At 73.6% G+C, this 23216-nt stretch carries 20 protein-coding genes; 11 read left to right on the top strand and 9 right to left on the bottom strand.

Annotated features, from left to right (window positions below):
• Positions 1–55 precede the first annotated feature (55 nt).
• Positions 56–2026, bottom strand: a complete 1971-nt coding sequence (locus ACRAS8_RS08180) for an amino acid transporter (protein WP_438485255.1) — start codon at positions 2024–2026, stop codon at positions 56–58.
• A gap of 261 nt (positions 2027–2287) precedes the next feature.
• On the opposite strand from ACRAS8_RS08180, the gene ACRAS8_RS08175 reads away from it, so the two are divergent.
• On the top strand, positions 2288–2740 hold the full coding sequence (locus ACRAS8_RS08175; protein ID WP_438485253.1) for a DUF4118 domain-containing protein: 453 nt from the start codon (positions 2288–2290) through the stop codon (positions 2738–2740).
• Here the strand turns inward: ACRAS8_RS08175 and ACRAS8_RS08170 are convergent.
• Positions 2712–3893 (bottom strand): FAD-dependent monooxygenase, encoded by a 1182-nt coding sequence (locus tag ACRAS8_RS08170; RefSeq protein WP_438485251.1) that lies wholly within the window; start codon positions 3891–3893, stop codon positions 2712–2714. The two genes, ACRAS8_RS08175 and ACRAS8_RS08170, sit on opposite strands and share 29 nt — an antisense overlap.
• A gap of 448 nt (positions 3894–4341) precedes the next feature.
• Between ACRAS8_RS08170 and ACRAS8_RS08165 the strand changes: the two genes are divergently transcribed.
• The 3 genes from ACRAS8_RS08165 to ACRAS8_RS08155 all read left to right on the top strand — a co-directional run bounded on the left by ACRAS8_RS08165 (position 4342) and on the right by ACRAS8_RS08155 (position 8489).
• Positions 4342–5724 (top strand): family 2B encapsulin nanocompartment shell protein, encoded by a 1383-nt coding sequence (locus ACRAS8_RS08165; RefSeq protein ID WP_438485249.1) that lies wholly within the window; start codon positions 4342–4344, stop codon positions 5722–5724.
• Positions 5711–7147, top strand: a complete 1437-nt coding sequence (locus tag ACRAS8_RS08160) for a SufS family cysteine desulfurase (RefSeq protein ID WP_438485247.1) — start codon at positions 5711–5713, stop codon at positions 7145–7147. Before ACRAS8_RS08165 ends, ACRAS8_RS08160 begins: the two co-directional genes overlap by 14 nt.
• 277 nt (positions 7148–7424) lie before the next feature.
• Complete coding sequence (locus tag ACRAS8_RS08155; RefSeq protein ID WP_438485245.1) at positions 7425–8489, top strand: sodium:calcium antiporter; 1065 nt, start codon at positions 7425–7427, stop codon at positions 8487–8489.
• On the opposite strand, the gene ACRAS8_RS08150 is transcribed toward ACRAS8_RS08155, so the two are convergent.
• Entirely contained in the window at positions 8447–9622 is a 1176-nt protein-coding gene (locus tag ACRAS8_RS08150; protein WP_438485243.1) for a cation diffusion facilitator family transporter, read from the bottom strand. The genes ACRAS8_RS08155 and ACRAS8_RS08150 overlap by 43 nt on opposite strands.
• A 64-nt stretch (positions 9623–9686) precedes the next feature.
• On the opposite strand from ACRAS8_RS08150, the gene ACRAS8_RS08145 reads away from it, so the two are divergent.
• Positions 9687–10043: an ArsR/SmtB family transcription factor gene (locus tag ACRAS8_RS08145; RefSeq protein WP_438485241.1), complete on the top strand. Its 357-nt coding sequence runs from the start codon at positions 9687–9689 to the stop codon at positions 10041–10043.
• A 79-nt stretch (positions 10044–10122) separates the two neighbouring features.
• Entirely contained in the window at positions 10123–10506 is a 384-nt protein-coding gene (locus ACRAS8_RS08140) for a MerR family transcriptional regulator (RefSeq protein ID WP_438485240.1), read from the top strand.
• A gap of 9 nt (positions 10507–10515) precedes the next feature.
• On the opposite strand, the gene ACRAS8_RS08135 is transcribed toward ACRAS8_RS08140, so the two are convergent.
• Entirely contained in the window at positions 10516–11364 is an 849-nt protein-coding gene (locus ACRAS8_RS08135) for a MerR family transcriptional regulator (protein WP_438485238.1), read from the bottom strand.
• A 385-nt stretch (positions 11365–11749) separates the two neighbouring features.
• Between ACRAS8_RS08135 and rsgA the strand changes: the two genes are divergently transcribed.
• Complete coding sequence (rsgA, locus tag ACRAS8_RS08130) at positions 11750–12904, top strand: ribosome small subunit-dependent GTPase A (protein ID WP_438485237.1); 1155 nt, start codon at positions 11750–11752, stop codon at positions 12902–12904.
• Positions 12905–12987: 83 nt separating this feature from the next.
• On the opposite strand, the gene ACRAS8_RS08125 is transcribed toward rsgA, so the two are convergent.
• On the bottom strand, positions 12988–13470 hold the full coding sequence (locus ACRAS8_RS08125; protein WP_438485235.1) for a DUF456 domain-containing protein: 483 nt from the start codon (positions 13468–13470) through the stop codon (positions 12988–12990).
• Positions 13471–13667: 197 nt separating this feature from the next.
• On the opposite strand from ACRAS8_RS08125, the gene ACRAS8_RS08120 reads away from it, so the two are divergent.
• The 3 genes from ACRAS8_RS08120 (at position 13668) to ACRAS8_RS08110 (ending at position 17572) form a co-directional block, all read left to right on the top strand.
• Positions 13668–14987, top strand: a complete 1320-nt coding sequence (locus ACRAS8_RS08120) for a protein phosphatase 2C domain-containing protein (RefSeq protein ID WP_438485233.1) — start codon at positions 13668–13670, stop codon at positions 14985–14987.
• Positions 14988–15178: 191 nt separating this feature from the next.
• A complete protein-coding gene (locus tag ACRAS8_RS08115; RefSeq protein WP_438485231.1) occupies positions 15179–16921 on the top strand; it encodes a pyruvate dehydrogenase in 1743 nt (580 codons plus the stop codon).
• Positions 16922–17092: 171 nt separating this feature from the next.
• A complete protein-coding gene (locus ACRAS8_RS08110; RefSeq protein ID WP_438485229.1) occupies positions 17093–17572 on the top strand; it encodes an ATP-binding protein in 480 nt (159 codons plus the stop codon).
• Positions 17573–17620: 48 nt separating this feature from the next.
• Here the strand turns inward: ACRAS8_RS08110 and ACRAS8_RS08105 are convergent, their stop codons facing one another.
• Together ACRAS8_RS08105 and ACRAS8_RS08100 are read right to left on the bottom strand one after the other, a co-directional pair.
• Complete coding sequence (locus tag ACRAS8_RS08105) at positions 17621–18700, bottom strand: DUF2637 domain-containing protein (RefSeq protein WP_438485227.1); 1080 nt, start codon at positions 18698–18700, stop codon at positions 17621–17623.
• Positions 18701–18915: 215 nt separating this feature from the next.
• Positions 18916–19764, bottom strand: coding sequence for a (2Fe-2S)-binding protein (locus ACRAS8_RS08100; RefSeq protein WP_438485226.1), 849 nt, complete (start codon positions 19762–19764; stop codon positions 18916–18918).
• A 179-nt stretch (positions 19765–19943) separates the two neighbouring features.
• Between ACRAS8_RS08100 and ACRAS8_RS08095 the strand changes: the two genes are divergently transcribed.
• Complete coding sequence (locus ACRAS8_RS08095) at positions 19944–20654, top strand: GntR family transcriptional regulator (RefSeq protein WP_438485224.1); 711 nt, start codon at positions 19944–19946, stop codon at positions 20652–20654.
• Between the two features lie 109 nt (positions 20655–20763).
• Here the strand turns inward: ACRAS8_RS08095 and ACRAS8_RS08090 are convergent, their stop codons facing one another.
• Both ACRAS8_RS08090 and ACRAS8_RS08085 read right to left on the bottom strand, forming a co-directional pair.
• On the bottom strand, positions 20764–21633 hold the full coding sequence (locus ACRAS8_RS08090) for a hypothetical protein (RefSeq protein WP_438490382.1): 870 nt from the start codon (positions 21631–21633) through the stop codon (positions 20764–20766).
• 448 nt (positions 21634–22081) lie between these two features.
• The gene (locus ACRAS8_RS08085) at positions 22082–22912 is read right to left on the bottom strand and encodes a hypothetical protein (protein WP_438485222.1); all 831 of its coding nucleotides are present in this window, start codon (positions 22910–22912) and stop codon (positions 22082–22084) included.
• Positions 22913–23216: the final 304 nt, after the last annotated feature.

Here is a 23216-nt window from a genome sequence, read left to right as displayed (position 1 = left end):
GCCTCGGCCGCCGGAAGTGATCCGGCGGCCGAGGCGGGCGGGGGAGCGGGCGGCGTCAGCCGACGTGGACCCGCGGGCGGCGCCGCAGGTCCGGCTCCGCGCGGCGCAGCACCTCGCGGGTCACCGGCGCGACCTCGCCGTCACCGAAGACCAGGAACCGCAGCAGGTGGCTGAGCGGATGGCCCTCGGTCCAGTTGAAGTAGATGTGCGGTACCTGGCCGGTCCGGTCCCGCAGCCGCATCAGCACCGCCGCGATGGTGTTCGGCACGCCCGCGCCCTGCACCCGCAGGATCCGGGTGCCGTACGCCTCCACGCCGTGCACGTGCGAGTCCGCGGTGAAGTCCGACGAGTCCTCGACGAGCACCTCCAGGAAGAGCACCGGCCCGCCGTCGGGGATGTGGGTCTCCTCGCGCTGGCTGTACTCCTTCTCCCGGTAGTCCGCCGCGTTGCGCTCGTCGGGCTCGTTGGCGATCACCCGCAGCGGGCCGGCTGTCATCGCCTCGTCGATCAGCCGCTCCGCGGTCTCGTCGAACACCACGTCCGCGGCGCGCAGTTCGAAGGCGCGGTGCACCCGCGAGGCGAACGACGTCAGCAGGATGCCGAGGATGAACAGCAGGGCGATCTTCAATCCGTCCGGCCGCTCGATGACGTTGGTGACCAGCGTGTAGCCGAAGACCAGGGTGATCGCGCCGAAGCCGATGGCCGCGCCCCGGTGGCCGCGATGCCGGGCGGCGACGGTCGAGGCGAACGACGCGGAGAGCATCAGCACCAGCACACCGGTCGCGTAGGCGCCGCTCTGGTCGTCGACGCTGGCGTCGAAGACGATCGTGATCCCGAACGCGATGGTCAGGAAGATCAGCACCAGCGGCCGCACCGCGCGGGTCCACTCCGGGGCCATGCCGTAGCGCGGCAGGTAGCGCGGGACGAGGTTGAGCAGCCCCGCCATCGCCGACGCGCCGGCGAACCACAGGATCGCGATGGTCGAGATGTCGTAGACCGTGCCGAACGCCTCGCCCAGGTGCTGGTGCGCCAGGTACGCCAGCGCCCGCCCGTTGGCCGCACCGCCGGGGGCGAACTCCTTCTGCGGGATCAGGATGGTGGTGGCCAGACTGGACAGCAGCAGGAAGCCGCTCATGATGAGCGCCGCGGTGGTCAGCAGCCGGCGGGTGTCCCGGATCCGGCCGGCCGGCTTGGCCGGGTCGTCCCCGGCGTCGCCGCGCACCTGCGGCATCACGGCCACACCGGTCTCGAAGCCGGACATGCCCAGCGCCAGTTTCGGGAAGACGAGCAGGGCGACCCCGACGATCGCCAGCGGTGACGAGTGCTGCGCGGTCATCGCGCCCCACCAGTCGCCGATGGCCACCGGGTGGGAGAGCACCTGCCAGGCCGAGGTGGCCAGCACGACCACGTTGAGCACCAGGTAGACGCCGACCAGCGCCACGGCTATCCCGATCGCCTCCTTGAACCCCTTGAGGAAGACCGCGCCCAGCGCGGCGAGGAGCAGCAGGGTGATCCAGAGGTTGGCGCCGTGCAGCGCGGCCGGGGCGAACGGGTTCTCCACGACGTGGGCCGAGGCGTCGGCCGCCGACAGCGTCATCGTGATGACGAAGTCCGTGGCGGCGAACCCGAGCAGCACCAGCACCAGCAGCTTCCCCGCCCACCAGGGCAGCAGCCGCTCCAGCATCGCGATCGACCCCTCGCCCTGCGGGCTCTCCCTGGCGACCCGCCGGTAGACGGGCAGCGCGCCCAGCAGCGTCAGCGCGATCAGCACCAGCGTGGCGAACGGCGACAGCAGCCCGGCCGCCAGCGCCGCGATGCCCGGCTGGTAGCCCAGCGTCGAGAAGTAGTCGACGCCGGTCAGGCACATCACCCGCCACCAGGAGTGGCCCTTGTGCTCGGCGGGCGGCGTGCCGTGCGGTCCGGGGTGGCGGGCGCTCCGCTCGCTCAGTCCGTCCAGCAGCCAGGACCGCCACCTCGGCGGGGTGGCGGCCGGCGGCGGAGTGGGGTCCACCTGGGTACTGGTCATGCGGCTACGTCCTGCCGATCGTGGTTCGGTTCGCCGGGCGGATCCCGGGCGACGAGGTGCGAGTATGCAACACGCCCCCGCACCTCCTGCGTGCCAGGGGCGCGACAGGAACCATCCGGTGTCCGGACGCCCGGTGTCAGGGCCGCGTCAGAATCTCCTCGCCGCCCGTACGCACCGCGTTAAGACCCTCGCGGAATCGCCCCCCGTCCCCGCGGCCCGCGCACCCTGGCACACAGGCCCCCGGCCCCAGGAGGTGCTCCCATGGCGACCCTTCACCATCCCGTCCCCGCCCATCCACGGCCCACGCCGCGCTTCCCCGCGCCACGGCCCGCCGACACGCCGGGCCGCGACTTGGTGCTGCCGGTCGGCGCCGCGGCGAGCGCGGTCGCGGTGACCGCCCTGCTGGTGACCGACGAGGCCGCGCACCTGACGCTGTCGCTCACCGCGTTCGCGCTGCTGACCGCCGCCGTCACCGCGGCGGCCCGGCTCCGCCTGGTCCCCGCCGTCGTCCTCGTCTCCTGGATGTTCTTCGACGGCTTCGTGGTGAACCAGCGCTCGGAGCTGGCCTGGCAGCCGGCGGACCGGACGAGCCTGTGGGTCCTGGCGGCGGCGGGGCTGGCGGGAGCGGGGTGCGCGGCGGCGGCGCGGGCCGTCCGCACGGTATGGGCGGCCCGAGCGGTACGGCTCAGTAAGTCTTCAACGCAAGGGAGTTGACGACTTCGTAGAACTTCGCCATGTCACTGTCGTTGACGACCGGCGGCGTCTCCGGCTCGCCCTGAGCGGTGGCGGCCATCGCCTCCTCCAGGCGTTCCACGTTGTCCAGCGCGAGCTGTTGCGTCCGTGCGACGTATTCCCGCAGCTCCCTCTCGTAGGCGGCGAACGCCGCGCGGTGGTCGCCGCGCGCGGCCCTGAGTTCGCCCGCCAGTACGTAGGCGCCGATCAGCGCCAGGCTCGTGCCCTGGCCGGTCATGGGGGAACCGCAGTAACCCGCGTCGCCGAGCAGCACCACGCGGCCCCGCGACCAGCTGTCCAGGTGGATCTGGCTCATCGAGTCGAAGTGGAAGTCGGGCGCGTCCCACATGTACTTCAGTGTGTGCGGAAGCTCCCAGCCCGCGTCGGCGAAACGCTCCGCCAGCAGGCGCTTCTGCGCGCCGACGTCGCGGTGGTCGTACTCCAGCGGCTCGGCCTGCCGCAGAGCCAGGAGCACCCGGGACTCCGTGTTGTTCCGGGCGCTCATGACCATGCCGCCCAGGTCGCCGCTCTGGTGATAGACCTGCCAGTAGTCGAGGTCGAGGAAGTTGGGAGCGGTGAACAGCCCGACGTAGCTGCCGAGATGGCGCAGGCAGTCGGCTTCCGGGCCGAAGGCGAGCCGGCGCACGGTGGAGTGCAGTCCGTCGGCCCCCACGACGAGATCGAACGTGCGGGGCGCGCCGCGCTCGAAGGTGACGTGGACCTTCCGGTCGTCCTGGGTGAGGGAGGTGAGGGAGTCGTCGAACAGGTACTCCACCGTGTCGCCGGTGGCCTGGTGGATGATGCGGCACAGGTCGTCGCGCATGACCTCGACGTCGGGGTTGTCGATCTGTCCGCCGGTGAAAGTGCGCTCGGTGCTGCGGTACAGCTCCTTGCCGGACGCGTCGACGACCGTGACGCCGCGCAGGTCGGTGGTGAGTTGGCGGATCTCGGACAGGATGCCCATGCGCTCCGCGACGTCCAGCGCCGGCCCGCGCACGTCGATCGCCTGGCCACCGGGGCGCGGTTCGGGAGCCCGCTCCACCACGGTGACGTGGAATCCGTAGCGGCTCAGCCAGTACGCCAGGGCCGGCCCGGCGACGCCGGCGCCGGAGATGAGGACATCCGGATTCTCCATCTGGAGGCTCCTCCACAGTCAGTGAAAGTCAGTTGGATGAGAGTCAGTTGGACCCACTGACTTGGCTGGACGCGAAGCGCCCCCACCGTGGTTGACCGAAGCGGTGATCGGCGCGCCACCATAAGCATTACTTTCGGAATGACAAAGCGGCCTTAAGAGGGCAAATTCGGTCGGTTGTGGAGGGGGGACGGGCGTCGACGTAGGGGGCCTTGGGTGCTGCGAGGCGGCCCGTGAAGGCCGATTCCACGCGGTGTAACGCCCGCGCGACACAAGGTAATCGCACGTAGGTCCGTCATGGTGGGTTTCGGGTTCCGAGCGTTTCCGGCCGCGGGCCCGCCGGTGAGCCATTGCGCACCGCATATTCCGGCCCCGACCATCCCGGTGTCCCGCATGCCGCCGGCCCCGCGCCGGGTGGCCGGCATGCCGTTGGTCCCGTATGGAGGTCCCAGTGAACGACCGGATGACGCTCGCCCCGGATGCGGCACGGCAACTCGCGACCACGACCAAGACCACACCCCAGATGCGCGGCATCACCCCGCGCTACCTGCTGCGCGCCCTGCCGTGGGTGGACGTCGAATCCGGCGTCTTCCGCGTCAACCGCCGCCGCACCTACGTCCTCGGTGACGACCGCATCGCCACCTACCAGGACGGCGACACCCACCGCGTCATCCCCGGCGACCTGCGTGAACTGCCGTATCTGCGTGAGGCGGACGACGCGCTGCTGACCGAACTCGCCGGTGACTTCGAGACGGTGCCCTTCGACGCCGGACAAGTCCTCGCCGAGAGCGGGGAGGTGACGGGCCGTCTGCTCGTGATCGTACAGGGCCGCGCCGAGAAGCGGGCGCGCGGCCGCTACGGCGAGGACGCGCTGCTCGACGTGATCGGCGACGGCCAGTTCTTCGACCTCGACGCCTGGACCCGCTCGGCCCCGATGCCCTACCGGGTCACCGCGCTCACCCCCGGCACCGCGCTCAGCCTCGACCGCGCCGTCCTGGCCCGCCTCGGTGACCGCGACCCGGCGCTGCGGGCCGCGACCGACGCCTACCTCGCCGCGGACGGCGTACTGCCGGGCAGCGAGGTGCCGGTCGACCTCAGCTCCGGACACACCGGCGAACCCGACCTGCCGGCGACCTTCGTCGACTACGAGGACACGCCCCGCGAGTACCACATGAACCTCGCCCAGACCGTGCTGCGCGTCCACACCCGGGTCTCCGACCTCTACAGCGGCACCATGGACCAGGTCCGCACCCAGGCCAATCTCACCGCGCACGCGCTCCGCGAGCGGCAGGAGGACGTCCTCCTCAACCACCCCGAGCACGGCCTCTTCAGCAACGTCGCCCCCGGCCAGCGCGTCCAGGCCCGCTACGGCGCCCCCACCCCCGACGACCTCGACGAGCTCCTCAGCCGGGTCTGGAAGCAGCCCGGCTACTTCCTCGCCCACCCCCGGACCATCGCCGCGTTCGGCCGCGAATGTACCCGGCGGGGCGTGCCCCCGGTCATCGACACCAGCTTCGGCAGCCCGCTGCTGACCTGGCGCGGGGTGCCGCTGCTCCCGTCCGACAAGGTGCGGTTCTCCGGCGGGGCGGACACCGGCACCACCGAGATCCTGCTGATGCGGGTCGGCGAGGCCGAGCAGGGCGTGGTCGGGCTGCGCCCGGCGAACGTCTCCGACGAGATCGAACCGGGCCTGTCCATGCGGAACATGGGCGTCGACAAGAAGGGCATCACCTCGTACCTGATGACCGCGTACTTCAACGCCGCGGTCCTCGTCGAGGACGCCCTCGCCGTCCTCCAGAACGTCGAGGTGTCCCGCTACCATGACTACGCCTGACCTGCTGGGACTCCCGTCGGCCGGGACCGGCGCTGCGGGCGTCCCCACGACCGGAGCGGCGGTGCCCGGCCTCGGCACCGCCGCGGCACCCGCCGCCCCCGCGGCCGCGTCCGGCGCCGGCACCGGTGCCCCCGCGCCGGCCCCCGAGTCCGCCGGCGCCCCCTGGAACGGCACCGAACCGACGGGCCGTCACCTGACCCAACAGCCGCCCTTCTCGCCCGAGTCGGCGCGCCGCGACGTGCCGATCCTGCACCGGACCGTCAACGGCAAACCGCTGGTCTGGCTCGACAACGGGGCCACCACCCAGAAGCCCCGCCAGGTCATCGAGGCGGTCTCCGGCTTCTACGCCGCGGGCAACTCCAACATCCACCGCGGCGCGCACACGATGGCCCGCGAGGCCACCGAGGCGTACGAGGCGGGCCGCACCGCCGTCGCCCGCTTCCTGGGCGCGGCGTCCCCGGACGAGATCGTCTTCACCCGCGGCACGACCGAGGCGATCAACCTCGTCGCCCAGAGCTGGGGGCGGGCCAACCTCGGCCCCGGCGACGACATCCTGGTGCCGGTGCTGGAGCACCACTCCAACATCGTCCCCTGGCAGATGGTGGCCAAGGAGACCCGCGCCCGGGTGGTGCCCGTACCGCTGCGGCCGGACGGGCAGATCGACCTCGACGCCTACGCCGACCGGCTCTCCATGCGGACCCGGCTGGTCGCCCTCGGCCAGGCGTCGAACGTCCTCGGCACCGTCCCGCCGGTCAAGGAGATGACCGCGCTCGCCCACCGCTACCGGGCCAAGGTCCTGGTGGACGGCGCCCAGGCGGTGGCCCACTTCCCGGTCGACGTCAAGGACCTCGACGCCGACTTCTACGTCTTCTCCGGCCACAAGCTGTTCGCCCCCACGGGCATCGGCGCCCTGTACGCCAAGCCGGAGATCCTGGAGGAGATGGCGCCGTGGCAGGGCGGCGGCAACATGATCGACTCGGTCTCCTTCGACCACACCACGTACGCGCCCGTGCCGCACCGCCTGGAGGCCGGCACCGGGCACATCGCCGGCGTGGTCGGCCTGCTCGCCGCGATCAACTGGCTGACCGGCTTCGACCGTTCCGCGGTCGCCGCGTACGAGACCGAGCTGCTGGGCCATGCCCAACAGGCACTGGCCGCGGTCCCCGGCCTGGACCTGATCGGCTCCGCCCCCGACCGGATCGCGGTGCTCACCTTCACCCTGGCGGGCCAGGACCCGGCCCGGATCGCGCAGTGGCTCGACGAGGACGGCATCGCCGTCCGGGCCGGCCACCACTGCGCCCAGCCGGCCCTGGCCCACTACGGGCTGGAGAGCGCGGCCCGGGCCTCGCTCGCCCTCTACAACACCCCGGAGGAGGTGGACCAACTGGCCGCGTCGCTCCTGCGGCTGCAGCAGTCCGGCTGATCCCGGCCGGCCTCCCCGGCGTCTCTGCCGAGGCCGGTCCGTGCCCGTGGTGTGTAGGGTGGGGGGCTGCGAAGGGGAGTAGCCCCGCAAACCGGTCGTCGACACACTGGAGCCGCAGGCGGCTCCCGGTGGCCGGGCCCGCGCCGTCACGGTGCGGGCGGGCGAGACCTTCGGCCCTTTGTCGACGATTCGAACGCGTCGGCGGGGTCGAAGCCGTCCGCCGCTCCCACGCCGGTCGCCCTCGAAGCCCGCCGGTGCGGAAAGGCTGACGATCAGCGTGTTGCATTTCGTCCTGCTCATCGCGTGCGCGGTGGCGATCTACCTCTCCTGCGAGTGGTTCGTCAACGCCGTGGAATGGCTCGGTGAGCGGCTCAACGTGGGCCGGATGGCGGTGGGCACCATCCTGGCCGCCTTCGGCACCGCCCTGCCGGAGTCCGTGGTGACCCTGGTCGCGGTGACCACCGGCGCCACCCCTGAGGCCAAGGACATCGGCGTCGGCGCCGCGATGGGCGGCCCGTTGGCACTGGCCACCGTGGCATACGGCGTGACCGGCGCGGTGCTGCTGCTCCAGCGGCGCAGGCGGCGCGCCGCGGTCCCCGCGGGCGCATCCGCCGGCGCGGTCGGCGCGGCGGCCACCGCGGAGCGGCCGGGGGAGGCCCTCGGCACGGAGCGGGACCTGCGGCGACTGGCCAAGGACCAGACGTGGTTCCTGCCGGTGTTCGTCGTCAAGGTCGCGCTCGGCCTGGTCGCCTTCGCCTTCAAGCCGGTGCTCGGCGTGGCGTTCTTCGCGGTGTACGCGGTCTACTTCTGGCGCGAGCTCCGCGGCGACCACGAGGACGACGAGGAGGGCGTCGAGCTGGAGCCGCTGAAGTTCCAGCCCCGGGCCGCGTCCCCGGCGACCTGGGCGGTCGTCGCCCAGACCCTGGTCACCCTGGTGGTGATCTTCTTCGCCTCGCAGCTCTTCGTCCACCAGCTGGACGCCATCGGCCCGATGCTCGGACTCTCCGCGTCGGTCACCGCGCTGCTGCTCTCCCCGGTCGCCACCGAACTGCCGGAGATCATGAACGCGGTGATCTGGGTCCGCCAGGGCAAGACCAAACTCGCCCTGGCCAACATCTCCGGCGCCATGATGATCCAGGCGACCGTCCCCAGCGGCCTCGGCCTGCTCTTCACCAGCTGGCACTTCGACACCGCCCTGCTGTGGTCCGGCCTGATCACCATGGCCGCGATCGGCTACCTCCTGCTGACCATGCGCGCCCACCGGCTGACCCCCCGGCGGCTGGCCCTGGCGGCCGGCTTCTACGTGGTGTTCGGACTGGGGCTGATCCCCCTCCTGAGCTGAGCCGGTGCGGGCCGGCCGCGGGCAGGCGCGGCGTGGTGGTCCAGCGCCGCGTGCGGATCCGCGGCACCGTCCTCTGGTGTGTGGTCGAGGTGGACGGTGGCCGCGGTCAGCCGCGGCACGCCGTGGATCAGCGCGTGCTCGGCGGCCACCGCGATCCGGTGGCCCCGGGCCACGGTCAGCCGCGGGTCGAGGACGATGTCCGCCTCGGCCCGCAGGGTGTGACCGATCCAGCGCATCCGCAGCTGCCCCACCCCGCGCACCCCGGGCACCGCCCGCAGCGCCGCCTCGGCGGCCGCCACCAGCGCCGGGTCCACCGAGTCCATCAGCCGCCGGAACACCTCCCGGGCGGTGCCCTTGAGGACCAGCAGGATCGCGGCGGTGATCAGCAGGCCGACGACCGGGTCGGCGGCCCGCCAGCCCAGTGCGGCACCGCCCGCGCCCAGCAGCACCGCCAGGGACGTGAAGCCGTCGGTGCGGGCGTGCAGCCCGTCGGCGACCAGGGCGGCCGAGCCGATCCGGCGGCCGGTGCGGATGCGGTAGCGGGCCACCCACTCGTTCCCCACGAAACCGGCCAGCGCGGCGGCCGCGACCGCCCCCAGGTGCTGCACGTCGCGCGGGTGCAGCAGCCGGTCGACGGCCGTGTAGAGGGCGGGCACCGCGGACGCCGCGATGGTGAGCACGATGACCACCCCGGCCAGGTCCTCGGCCCGGCCGTAGCCGTAGGTGTAGCGGCGGTTGGCGGCCCGCCGGCCGAGGACGAAGGCGATGCCGAGGGGGACCGCGGTCAGCGCGTCGGCGGCGTTGTGCAGGGTGTCGCCGAGCAGCGCCACCGAACCGGAGAGCGCGAAGACCGCCGCCTGGACCACGGTCGTCAAGGCGAGGACCGCGAGCGACAGCCAGAGAGTGCGCAGGCCCTCGCGGGAACTCTCCAGCGCGGGATCGACCTTGTCCATGGCCTCGTGGCTGTGCGGGGTGACGGCGTGCGCGAGCCGGTGCCGCAGCCGGGCCGCCCGCGAGCGCCCGCAGGGGGCGTGGGGCGGATGGTGGTGGCTGTGTCCGTGCCCATGGCTGTGTCCGTGCCCGTGGCCGTGGGAGGGGAGTTCGGGGGCCGACTCGTGCGCGTTCACAGGCATCGCACCTTCCCGTCGTCCGGGGCGCGGCTTGTGCCGTCCGCCCTCGTCCCTCCATTATGTGCGTATGAGCGCACGCATGCACCTATCAGCTGCGCACGATGCGCAGGAGCCGGACGACGGCACGCGGATCGCGGCCGCCGTGGAGATCCTGGGACTCCTCGCCGACCGCACCCGGCTCACCCTGCTGCGGCGCCTGAGCGCGGGCGAGGCCGACGTCACCACCCTCACCGAGGCGTGCGACGCCTCCCGCACCTCCGTCAGCCAGCACCTCGCCCGGCTCCGGCTGGCCGGGCTGGTCACCACCCGCAAGGACGGCCGCCGCGCCGTGTACGCCCTGCGCCACGGCCATCTGCGGCGCCTGGTCGACGAGGCCCTCAACGCCGCCGACCACCAGGTCCGCCAACTGCCGCCGCACGACTGAGCGGACGCCGGGCACCCGGGCCGCGACGGCGCGCCCGTATGCTGAGCCCGGCCGGGTCGGCGATACGGGAGGGGCGGCCGTGCGGATCGGAGAACTGTCGGAACGCACCGGCACACCCCGGCGGCTGCTGCGCTACTACGAGGAGCAGGGGCTGATCGCCGCCGCCCGCACCCCGAACGGCTACCGCGACTACGACGAGCGCTTCGTGGACCGCGTACTGCAGATCAGGGGACTGCTCGACGCCGGACTGCCGACCCGCATCATCAAGCAGATCCTGCCTTGCCTGGACCGGCCGCGGACCATCTACTTCCCCGACGCGACCCCGGAGATGATCGCCACCCTGGAGCGCGAACGGGACCGGATGACCGACCGCATCGCCTGCCTGATCCGCAACCGCGACGCCATCGGCGAGTACCTCGACGCGGTTCTCGCCTACGACGCCGGGAAGTCGGCCGGCGGGTAGGCCGTGGCGTCACCCCCAGGTCGAGGTCTCCGGGTCCACGCCGTGGGCCTCGGCGTTCGCAAAGATCACGTCGCGCAGCCAGCGGGTGAGGTCCGGCGCGAAGGTGTCGAAGTACTCCGCGTAACGAGGGTCGTCGACGAACTGCCGCCCGATGCAGACCTGCATCGCGTGGGTGCAGTCGAAGTAGCGCGAGAGCAGCGCGCGATGGCGCTCGGCGAGGGCGTTCGCCTCGTCCGAGCCGGGGGCGACACCGGCGCGCCGCGCGGCGGCCAGGTCGGTGTTGAGCGCGTCGGTCGTCGCCGCGACCTCCTTCCAGTCCTCCGGCGACATGGCGGCCGCCCGCTCCGCGTACTGGGCCCACTGCGCGGTGTCGCCCCAGCGCTCCTCGGCCTCGTCGACCCAGCCCGGCTGCCAGTCCGCGCCGAAGATCTCGACCTGCTGCTCCGGGGTGAGCCGCAGGCCCGTCCTCGACGCCTCCAGCATCCGGTCGACCGCGCCGACCATCTTCTCCAGGCGGGCGATCCGCTCCACGAGCTGTGACCGCTGCCGGCGCAGATGCGCGCGGGCGTCGGTGTCCGGATCGTCGAGCAGCCGGCCGATCTGTGCGAGCGGGAACCCGAGTTCCTTGTAGACGAGGACCCGGTGGATCCGGGCGACGTCGTCCGCCGAGTACACGCGGTACCCGGCCCAGGTGCGCCCGCTCGGCCGCACCAGCCCGACCGTGTCCCAGTGGTGCAGCGTCTTCACGCTGACCCCGACCAGCGCGGCCGTGCGGCCGACGGTGAGGCCGTCGGGGCCGACGGGTCCGGCACCCTCCCAGATGATGGTCGGTTCCTGCTCGGGGGGCTCACTCGTCATCGGGCCAGTGTCCCGCACCGGGCGGCGATCCGCCCTCCGCCGGCGATCCGGGCACCGCAGTCGATCCGGGCTCCGGGTAAATCGTTGGCGCGACGCGGCCGGCCCGTCTACCGTCTGACCCGTCGTCGACACCATCCGTCGGCGCCCGACGCACGCCGCGCCGGGGAACCGCACCGAAGAGGGAGGTGGCATCTGATGACCGTCGCTGCCACGGGCACCGCCCGCATCCGCATCCAGAAGACCATCGATGTCCTCCCCGCGGTCCTCGGCTGAGCCGACTCCTTCTCGTTCCTCCGCGTGCTCCTCCCGTGTGCCCGGCCTCACCGGGCGCACCGAGCACGCACGGCCGGGACCGCGCCTTTCCGACTTCCGAAAGGCCCTCCCGTTGTTCGATCACGCTCTCTCCGCTGCCCATCCGCTGACCGCCGACTACGGCTGGGACGACGGATTCGCGGAGCTCTTCACCCCCTTCGCCGGGCAGGGGTTCGTGCCCGGCCGCATCGTCCGCGTCGACCGCGGCCGCGTGGACGCCGTGGTGCCGGACGGCGACCGCGTCCGCACCGTCCTGGCGGACACCGCGCTGGTGGCCACCGGCGACCCGACGCGGGTCCCGTGCACCGGCGACTGGGCCGTGCTCGACCTGCACAACGGGCGCGCCGGCGACCATCTCGACGGCGTGGTACGGGCGTTGCTGCCGCGCCGCACCGCCATCCTGCGGTCCGCCTCGACCAAGCGCTCCGAGGGCCAGGTCCTCGCCGCGAACGTCGGGTACGCCGTCGTCGCGGTCTCCCTGGCCGAGGCCCTGGACCTGGACCGCGTCGAGCGGTTCGTCTCCCTGGTGTGGGAGAGCGGGGCGCAGCCGGTGGTGGCTCTCACCAAGGCCGACCTGGTGGCGGACCCGGTCACGCTCGGCCACCTTGTGGCGGACGCGGCGGACGCCGCCCCCGGTGTGCGGGTGGTTGCGGTCAGCGCGGCCACCGGGGAGGGCGTCGACACGCTCTCCACCGTGCTCACCGGCGCCACCTCCGTCCTCCTGGGGCGGTCCGGGGCCGGCAAGTCCACCCTGGCCAACGCCCTCCACGGCGCGGACGTCCAGGACGTACGGGCGGTGCGCGACCAGGACGGCAAGGGCCGGCACACCACCACGACCCGCGATCTGCTGGTGCTGCCCGGAGGCGGCGTACTGATCGACACGCCGGGACTCCGCGGCGTCGGCATGTGGGATGCGGCGGACGGACTGGCCCGGACGTTCGCCGACGTCGAGGAACTGGCCGAACGGTGCCGTTTCCACGACTGCGCACACGATGCCGAACCGGGCTGTGCGGTCCAAGAGGCAGTGGTTAGTGGTGAGTTGACGGCCCGTCGGCTGGAGAGCTACCGCAAGCTGCAGCGGGAGAACCAGCGCATCGTGGCCAAGACGGACGCCCGGCTGCGCGCCGAGATCCGGCGTGACTGGAAGCAGAAGCAGGCACTGGGCCGGCACCAGATGGAGCAGAAGCGGGGGCAGGCGGCGGCCGGGCGCCGACGGCCGGGCCGGTAAGGCGCCGGGCACACGGGGGCACGCGGGGCGGTGGCTCCGGACGGAAGCCTCCGGTGGGGGCAGAGGTCCGGGCCGGCCGCCCCTCAGCCCGCGAGCACCGCCCCCACCCAGGCACCCACCACCAGCAGACAGGCGAACAGTTCGACCAGCACGCTCAGGCCGATGGCGCGCAGGACCGTACGGGTCGAGGCCCAGGCATCGCCGTGGCTGCCCAGGCGGACGCGTTCGAGGAGGTAGAGGCCGCCGAGCGCGCCCAGCGGACAGCCGATGACGGGTACGAGGAAGAACCCCGCGACACCGGCCGCGCCTGCGAGGAGCAGCGTGCGGTAGGGCACGCCCGCGTCGCGCAGACTGCGGGTCGGCAGCAGCCACTTGAGCACCTGGTTGAGCAGCAGCACGCCGGTGCCGGCCATCAGTACCGTCCACGCCAGGGTCGACCGTTCGGCCGTCGCCCACCACAGCAGCCCCGCCCAGATGACCAGCGGGCCGGGGAGGCCGGGGACCAGCACCCCGAACACGCCGAACAGCATGACCAGCCCGACGCCGATCAGCTGCCAGGCGTTCATGCGCCGGCCCCGGAGCCGCCGGCGCGCGGGCGCGGCCCGAACGGCGCACGCCGGACGAGGGCCCGGACGCTGCGCTCTCTCACGGCCCGCATGGCCCAAGCCTGCCGGAAGCGGGCGACCGGCGCTTCCTGGAGTGCCCTGTTCGCGCCCTGTTCGCACCCTGTTTCGGCGGCATGCGCCACGGGACAATGCGGGCCATGAAGCAGCAGGGGGCGGGCCGCGGAAGAGGGGACGACTGGTGGTGGCGGGAGCTGTACGGCGACGATTCCGGGACGGGGGAGGGGACGAAGGAGGGGACGGGGCAGAGGACGAGGGAGGCGACGAGGGAGGGGAACGGCAAGTCCCCGTCCTCGGCAGCCGCCGCGGGAGAGCTCTCCCTGACGTCGTTCGAGCCCCGGCAGTGGGAGCCGAGCGCCTGGGAACCGCCGTCCTGGGACCCGCCCGCCCGGCGGACACCGTCCCCGCCCCGGCCCGCGGAGCCCTCTCCGCCCCCGCCCCCGCCGTCCTCCTCGTCGGTCCCGCCGTTGTCGGCCCCGCCCCCCGGCGATGCCGCCACGACGGACGCGCCGATCGATGACGCCGCCACGGCGGAAGCGCCGCTCGACGCCGTCATGGATCCCGAGCCCGCTGCCTGGGAGGCGACCGTCCCCGTCACGTTCCCGCTCCCCGAGGCGGGTCCGGCGGACGACCTCGGCGAGCCGGTGCCCGACACGGTCCTGGACGGCGCCCGGTTCGGCCGGGCCGACGTCCGTGCCGTCTCGCAACGCGGCGCCGACGCGTATCAGCGGGGCGAGGTGCGCGGGGAGACGTTCCTCGTCGCCCGGTTCGGGGCGGACCCGGACGCGGTCCTCCTGGTGGCCGTCGCCACCGGCCTGTCCCCCAGGGGAGCGGTCGCCCAGCGCGCGGCCCGCGCGGCCTGTGCCTGGGCCGGCGGTGCCGTCGGCCGCTGCGCCACCCGGTTGGCCCAGGACCTCCGCGCCGGGCGGCGCGAGTCGCTCAGGGCGGGGTTGCAGCGCCTCACCGCCCGCGGTTTCGGGCGGCTGCGCGGCCGGGCGGCGGAGCTGGGCGTGGCGGCCGACGCGGACCCGGCTGCGCTGTGCTGCCTGTTGGTGCCCGGCGACCCGGACTGCCGTACGTGGGTGTTCTTCGGCGCCGGCGCGGGCGGGCTGTTCCGGCTCCGTCACGACGGCTGGGAGGACCTGGATCCGGTCGGCGCGAGACCGGCGGGCCTGGCCCCCCACTCCGTCCCGGACCCCGCCCCCGGCCCTCCTCCGGCGATTCCGTCGGCGACGCCGTTCCGGTTCCGCGCCGTGCCGGGCCGGTCGGGCGACGTGCTGCTGCTGTGCGGCGCCGGAGTGGCGGCACCGCTGAGCGGCGATCCGGACTTCGCCGCCCGGCTCGCCGCCGCATGGTCCGTCCCGGGGCCGCCCGACCTCGTCGACTTCCTCGCCGCCGTCCAGCCGCGCGGCGCCGGCGACACCAGGGACCGCACGGCGGTGGGCATCTGGGATCTGTAGCAAACGGAAGCAGAAAGGCGAACGGAAGCAGAAGAACGGTCGGAGGCAGGAAGAGGAAGGAAAGCGAACGGAAGCAGGAACCGGTCGCCCAGAGGCGGAGTGCGTCCCTCCATGGGTTCATGGGAAGGAGCCGGAAAGGAGCCGGCCGGTTGCCCGTTCCGCCCGTTCGCCGTGTGAAGGAGGCTCTTCTCGTGGCCAAGCAGACCGTTGCCGAGCAGTTCATCGACATCCTGGTGCGGGCCGGTGTCCGGCGGCTCTACGGGGTCGTAGGGGACAGCCTGAACCCGGTGGTGGACGCCATCCGCCGCAACTCCGCCATCGACTGGATCCAGGTCCGGCACGAGGAGACCGCCGCCTTCGCCGCCGGGGCGGAGGCCCAGCTCACCGGGAAGCTGGCGGCCTGCGCGGGGTCCTGCGGGCCCGGCAACCTGCATCTGATCAACGGCCTGTTCGACGCGCACCGGTCCATGGCCCCGGTGCTCGCGCTGGCCTCGCACATCCCGTCCAGCGAGATCGGCACCACCTTCTTCCAGGAGACCCACCCGGACCGGCTGTTCTCCGAGTGCAGCCACTACAGCGAGCTGATCTCCAGCACCCGGCAGATGCCGCGGGTGCTCCAGACCGCCATCCAGCACGCCGTCGGGCAGAGCGGCGTCGCGGTCGTCTCGCTCCCCGGCGACCTCGCCGCCGAACCCGCGCCGGAACGCGCCTTCCAGCACGCCCTGGTCACCAGCCGCCCCTCGGTCCGCCCCGGTGACGAGGAGATCGACGCGCTGGCCCGGATGGTCGACGCGGCCGACAAGGTCACGCTTTTCTGCGGCAGCGGCACGGCGGGCGCGCACGCCGAGGTGATGGAGTTCGCGGAGCGGGTGAAGTCGCCGGTGGGCCATGCGCTGCGCGGCAAGGAATGGATCCAGTACGAGAACCCGTACGACGTCGGGATGAGCGGGCTGCTCGGGTACGGCGCGGCCTACGAGGCCACCCACGAGTGCGATCTGCTGATCCTGCTCGGCACGGACTTCCCCTACAACGCCTTCCTCCCCGACGACGTGCGGATCGTCCAGGTGGACGTGCGGCCCGAGCACCTGGGCCGGCGCACCAAACTGGACCTCGCCGTCTGGGGCGACGTCCGGGAGACGCTGCGCTGCCTGACCCCGAAGGTGCGGGTGAAGGAGAACCGCCGGTTCCTGGACCGGATGCTGAAGAAGCACGCCGACGCCCTGGAGGGCGTGGTCAAGGCGTACACCCGCAAGGTGGAGAAGCACGTCCCGATCCACCCCGAGTACGTCGCCTCGGTGCTCGACGAGGAGGCCGCCGAGGACGCGGTCTTCACCGTGGACACGGGCATGTGCAATGTCTGGGCGGCGCGTTATCTGACGCCCAACGGGCGCCGGCGGGTGATCGGTTCGTTCAGCCACGGGTCGATGGCCAACGCGCTGCCGCAGGCGATCGGCGCCCAGTTCATGGACCGCGGGCGGCAGATCGTGTCGATGTCGGGCGACGGCGGCTTCGCGATGCTGATGGGGGACTTCCTGACGCTGGTCCAGTACGACCTGCCGGTGAAGGTGGTGCTCTTCAACAACTCCTCGCTGGGGATGGTGGAGTTGGAGATGATGGTGTCGGGGCTGCCCGCGTACGGCACCACCAACCGCAACCCCGACTTCTCCGCGATCGCCCGTGCGGCCGGGGCGTTCGGCGTGCGGGTGGAGAAGCCCAAGGAGCTGCGCGGGGCGCTGCGCGACGCCTTCCGGCACAAGGGGCCGGCGCTGGTCGATGTGGTCACCGACCCCAACGCGCTCTCCATCCCGCCGAAGATCAGCGCGGAGATGGTGTCCGGCTTCGCGCTCTCCGCGGGGAAGATCGTGCTGGACGGCGGGGTGGGGCGGATGGTGCAGATGGCCCGTTCCAACCTGCGGAACATTCCGCGGGTGTGACGCCGCGTACGGGCGGGCCGCCGGGCGGTTCCGGCCGCGTGCCCGCGGGTGGCAAGCGGAAGCATCGCGGCGGGCCGCAAGCGGAAGCATGGCAGCGGGCCCGATGGGAATGCTGACCGTGAGGCTGTTCGAGGCAGAGCGCCGGTGGTTCGTCTGGGGGGCGGGGGAGAGATGCGTCAGCCTGTGCGGTGCGAGGAACGGAACAGACGGCAGGGGGCGGACAGGGGGGACGGAAACGGCGCGGTGGCGCTGCGCGCGCCCCGGGTGCTGGAGCGCAAGGTACGGCAGGCGGACCTCAAGGCGGTCGGCGAACTCCGCGGTGAGCTGCGGGAGTTACTCGGCCGCTGGGCGCCGCCGGACGGCGGGGCGCCGGCGGATCCCGAGGTGGCGGCGCTGCTGACCAGCGAGTTGGTGACCAACGCCCTGCTGCACACCGACGGCGGGGCGGTGGTGACGGCGCGGGTCACCGACCGCCTGCGGGTGGAGGTGCGGGACTTCGCCGAACGCCGTCCGGAACCGCGTGCCCCGTCGGTCGACGGCACCTCGGGGCGCGGGCTGATGCTGGTACGCGCCCTGGCGGACGCCTGGGGCATCCGCCCCGAAGGGGTCGGCAAGTGCGTCTGGTTCGAGTTGGGTGGCGGACCGGCCTGAGGGCCTGTCGTCAAGCCGGGGGTGAGGGTCGGCGCGGTCCGCCACCGTTCAGCCGAATTGCCTTTCGATCTCGGCGAGTTTCTCCTCCAGGGAGTCCAGCCGGGGAATCGTCTGGGTGTCGTCCTCGGCGGTGAGGTCGACGGGGGCGCGGCGCCCGGGTATGGCGGAGCCCTCGGGCTCGGTACCGTTCACGGCCTTCAGGGCCGGCCGGGGGCGGCCGGCCGGGTCGCCGGGAGGCAACGGCGCCGGGTCGACCGGCCCTACGGCCTCCGGGCCGGCCTCCACGGAGGGCAGCGGCGCGCCCGCCGGGAGGGCGTGGCGTCCACCGCCTCTGGCCCAGGAGCGGTGCTGCCGGTTGAGGGCCTTGATCCGGGCCCGGTCGAGCTTGCCCTGCTCCCGCCGGTGGAGCCGGTTCCGGGCCCGCTCCCGCTTGTCGTCGCGGACCTCCTCGACCGCCTCGTCCAGCGTCCCCACGCCTTCCAGCAGCATCAGCGACCAGGCCGCGAAGGTCTCGCGGGGCGCGCGCAGCCAGCGCACGATGCGGATCTGCGGCAGCGGCCGGGGCACCAGGCCCTGTTCGCGCAGCGCCGCCCGGCGGGTCTGCTTCAGCGCCCGGTCGAAGAGGATCGCCGCCGACAGCGACATCCCGGCGAAGAACTGCGGGGCGCCCGCGTGGTCCAACCCGCGCGGTGCGTGCACCCAGTTGAACCAGGCGGCGGCGCAGGCGAACATCCACACCAGAATCCGGGAGCCGAGTGCGGCGTCACCGTGACTGGCCTCGCGCACCGCCAGGACGGAGCAGAACATCGCGGCGCCGTCGAGCCCGAACGGCACCAGGTACTCCCAGCCGCCGGTGAGCCCGAGGTTCTGGACGCCGAAGCCGACCAGGCCGTGGAAGGACAGCGCCGCGGCGACGGCGGCGCAGCAGAACAGCAGCATGTAGGCGGCCGAGGCGAAGACCGCCTCTTTGCGCCGGCGGCGGTCCACGGTGCGTTCCCAGGACTCGTCGGTGCCGGCCCGCCGGCCCGCGTGCCTGCCGCGCAGGAAGCGGAAGGCGGTGACGGTGCCCCCGGCGAGCAGCAGAAACGTCGGAATCATCCAATTCAGCGATATCTCGTTCATTCTCACTCCGGGATTCCTCGCTCAGGTGGTGGCACTTCCGCGGGTTCGCGAGTGCGCGCGCCATCCTTACGGGATCGACCCCGGGTGCAGGGGGTTTCGGAGCAAGAGAACGCCAAGGTGTACCGGGGCCCGCGGCGGAATGACCCGGAGGTCTCGAACTTCCTTGCGTGGAGGGGAAGTTGTGTGCGAGAGGAGGGGCGGCCGTGGGGGCGGTCGGCGGGTCAGGAGGTTGCGGTGAGGCGGCTGATGCGCTCCGCGTCGCAGGTGCGCGGGCAGGTGACGCAGGTGTCCTCGGGACGCAGGGTGTAGTACATGCAGCAGCTGGCGCGGTCCCGGGTGGGCAGCGCGGTGCCGCCGGGGCCGGGCAGCTCGCGGAAGCCGGCGCCGGCCACGTACGGCGCGACGGCGCCCGGCAGCAGCCGCGCCAGCTCGGCCACCGCCCGTGCCTCCTCGCCCAGCAGGTGCCCGATGTACCAGAGCCCCTCGACGATCTCGTCGGAGGCCATGCCCCAGGCTGCCCGGGGGCCGCGCCGCATCCGGGCGCGGAAGCCCTCCAGGACGGGCCGCAGATGGTCGGCGACCGCGGTGCGGACCTCGGCGCGCAGCGCCTCCTCGTCCGGCACCACCCGCGCGCCGGGCAGGGCCGCCGCCGGGTCGTCCGGAAGGCACCCGAACGAGCCCGCCCGCACCGCCATCCGGCCCAGCTCACGGTGGAAGCCCACGTCTTCCGCGGAGAGGTACGGCACCCGGCGGTGCAGGAACCACGGGACGGTGATCAGCAGGCAGGCCGGCCAGGCGTAGCGGTGCAGCGCGAAGCTCGCGACCACGTCGGGGCGGGCGGGCTGACCGTAGTCCCGGGCGATCCGGTCCGCCTCGTCGGCGAGGAAGGCGTCCAGCGCCGGGCCGCCCGCGGCCAGGGCGGACGCCGTCAGCCAGCCGTCGTCCTCGGGCGGTGTGGCGTCCCGCACCGTCACCCGCAGGTCCGGGAAGACCTCGGCGAGCCGGGCGTAGGCGTCCCCGGCGGGGTGGGAGCAGTGGGCGGCGGGCGCGGCAGCAGTGGCAGGAGGCATGCGGGGGACCACCGAATCGCGATCGTTGGCAGGTAAGGCTTACCTTATCCGAAATCCCTACCCGCGCCCGCGAAGGTGTGAACCGGCACTTCGGGCGCTTATGGTGCTGACACCCCGGATCCGGACACCGGCGTCGCGCCGGCGGATCCACGCAAGCCGTCAGCAGCAGGAGGAGCGCCATGGAGCAGGGCACAGCGGAGCCGCGACCGGAGGCCCGGGTGCGGACGCCCGGGGCCGGCGGCTTGCTGCCCGGTCCGCGGCGGCCGCTCCGCCACTCGGTCCGCGGCCAGGTCCTGGACGCGCTGCGCCAGGCACTGGCCGCCGGGGAACTGCTCCCCGGCGAGGTCTACTCCGCCCCGGTCCTCGCCGAGCGGTACGGCGTCTCCGCGACCCCGGTCCGCGAGGCGATGCAGCAGCTCGCCGGGGAGGGCGCCGTCGAGGTCGTACCCAACCGCGGCTTCCGGGTCTGCGAGCGCAGCTCCCGCGACCTCGCCGAGCTCGCCGAGGTCCGCACCATGCTGGAGCTGCCCGCGATCGTGCGGCTGGCCCGGGCGGTGCGCCCCGAGCGCTGGGAGGAGCTGCGGCCGCTGGCCGACGAAGGGGTGGCCGCCGCCGCCCGGGGCGACCGGGCCGGGTACGCCGACGCCGACCACGCCTTCCACCAGGCGCTGATCGCGCTCACCGGGAACCGCCGGCTCACCCAGGTCACCGGCGATCTGCTGCGCCGCGCGCAGTGGTCGGGGGGCGGCGGCGCCCGGCTGCGCACCGCCGAGCTGCTGGCCGACGCCTCCGAGCACACGGCTCTGCTCGACGCGCTGGTCGCCGGGGAGCACGCGGTCGTCGAGCGGATCGCCCGCGAGCACCTGTCGGCGGCCCGGCACCCGCACTGAGGCGGCGGGGCGGCCGCGGAGGCGCAGGGCGGCCGGGCGCGGGGTGCCGCGGGGGCGAGCTCAGGAGACCTGCTCAGAAGGCCGGTCAGAGGGTCGGCCGGAACGCCGGTCAGAAGACCGGCAGGATTTCCGGCAGCGGCAGTGCCGCGACGTCGGCGGCGGGCCGGGAGACGTACAGCTCGGCGTGGTAGAAGCCGTCGGCTTCCTTGCCGCCGGTGGTCAGTCCGCGCGCCGCCAGCGCCTCGAAAGCCGCCCGCTGCTCGGCGTCGTCGGCGAACCGCCGCTGTCGGAACGTCCGCGTGGTCAGCCGCTCGGTCACCAGCCCGGCCCGCGCCAGCAGCGCGGAGACCGGCCGGTACGACACCGTGCGCAGCACGAACGCGGCGACCCAGGGCGGCGCGGTGAAGCAGTCGAAGAGCCGGGCGAAGGTGCGCGCGGTGATGTAGCCGACGCCGCCGGTGACGGTGATCAGGTCCGTGCCGTCCAGTGCCCGGCACAGCTGCGGGCTCGGGGCGTCCGCCTCCAGGTTCGCGGCGAAGCCGTGGTCGAGCAGGCCGGCCGCCACGGCGTAGCCGACCGCGTGCTCCGCGGCGTCGATGCCGGTCACCAGGGCCGCGTCGGGGCGGCGCAGCCCGGCGTAGAAGGCGCGGTCCGCGCGGGCCAGGGCGTCGCCCGCGGGGGCGCCGGGCCCGCCTCCCGTGTAGCGGTCGTAGAGGTCGTCGAGGGTCAGCCGGTGGTTCAGCAGCGCCGCGTTGACCCCGTACGAGCAGCAGAGGTCGACGACGCGCAGCGGTGGGCGGTCGCCGCGCCGGCGTTGCAGCGCGTCGGCCAGCGCGCGGAACACGGCCTGGCCGTGGTGCGGGATCTGGTACTCCAGGGGCTGCAGACCGCCGAAGTAGCGGCGCGGATCAGGGCAGTTGTAGATCGCCTCGAAATGCGCCTTGCCCCAGTCGGTTCCGGTGCTGGTGGTGTGGGTCACTCCTGCCACGGTGCGCCTCCTGAAGGCTGTGCCAATGGGAGCTGGTCGCGGACCAGCATTCAGGCCGCGCCCGCCAGGTCGCAGTGCGACTTGTGGCCATTCTCGGGGCACCTGAGGCGTGGCGCTACCGACCGCTGGGCGCCCGGCAGCCCCCTCGGCCCGGCCGATCCACCCCCGGGAGGGTCCGGATCCGGCCAATCGGCGCGGGTCGCGGCATGGCCGAGGCGGGGTGGTTGACGGCCGGAGAACGCGGACCCGGGGCCGTTTCCCGACGGCGAACGGGGGCGGCGGACGGCCGGCGGCGGGCTGCGAACGGCAGGCGGCCGACCGCGGACGGTAAGCGGTGCACGGTGAGTGACGGAGGGCGAGTGACGCACGGCGGGCGCCGGGGGAGCCCGGGGCCCGGTCCGATCCCGGGCCGTCCGGTGGACGCGCCTCAGCCCGCCGCTCAGCCCGCTGCGTCGGGTTCCTCCGGCGGGGCCGGGGGCAGCTGGCCGGCCAGCCAGGTGGGGAGGCCGCCCATGAGGCGGAACAGGCGGGCGGCCTCGGTGCGCAGGCGGACCGCCTCGTCGTCGGGGACGGCGTCGGCCAGGGCGGCCAGCGCCGGCGCGGTGCCGATCAGGAAGCCCAGCTCCTCGCGGATCCGCAGGGACTCGGTGAAGCCGTGCCGGGCCTCCGTCAACTCCCCCTCGCGCAGCGCCAGTCCGGCCAGGTGGCGCCAGGTGAAGGAGAGCAGTAAGGCGTCGCCCTGGTCGGCGGCGCCGGCGTGGGCGCGGCGGTAGGCGGCGCGGGCGGCGTCCGGGCTGTCGGCGAGGTGCTCGGCCAGCAGCCCGCGGCGGTAGTCCAGCAGCGGGCGGGCGGCCTCGCCGGGGGCCAGCAGCGCCGCCGCCCGGCCGAGCGCCGAGCGCGCCTCGTCGGCCCGGTCGCGGACGCCCAACACCGTTGAGGCGTAGGCTAGTTGGCCGCGCTCGCAGGCCGCGGCGCCGCGTTCGCCGTCGTCGCCGGCGAGCGCCTCCGCGGTGCGCAGCGCGTCCTCGGCCTCGGCGAAGCCGGCGGCGGTGAACATGCAGCGCTCCACCAGGAGCGCGGCGCGGCGCAGTGCGGCGGGTGCCTGCCGGGCGGCGTAGGGCTCCAGGAGGGCGGCCGCGTCGAGCCAGCAGCCCCGGGAGCGCAGCCGCCACACGGCGCGGTCCAGGGGATCGTCGCCCGCCGGGCCGCCCGCTCCCGGCGCGGCTCCCGGCCGCGGTGCCGGGACCGGTACCTGATCCTCGGACCTCATGGAATCCGCGGGATCCGCGGATCCGGACATGGCGGTGTCCGCCACAGTGCCCTCCCCGAGCGCGCCATTGAGCGGGAATGCAGGATGCAGTGGGCGCATCTCAGCATGAATCCCGTCGCCGGGCCAAGGGGATGGGTGAAAGATTTCACAATCGCGCGGGGCGCTCCCGGTGGCCGATACGCGGTGGTTTGGCCGCCGTGCGCGACGAGCCGTGCGCCGGGCGCGGCAACGGTGCCGACGCGACGCCGCCCGATCGGGGGACCCGGGGACGGGGCACGGGCGGCGATGGGCCGCCGCCCCGCGC

Source organism: Streptomyces sp. S186 (assembly GCF_051603415.1).
Classification (GTDB): Bacteria; Actinomycetota; Actinomycetes; order Streptomycetales; family Streptomycetaceae; genus Streptomyces.
This window is presented reverse-complemented; position numbering and strand designations above follow the sequence as displayed.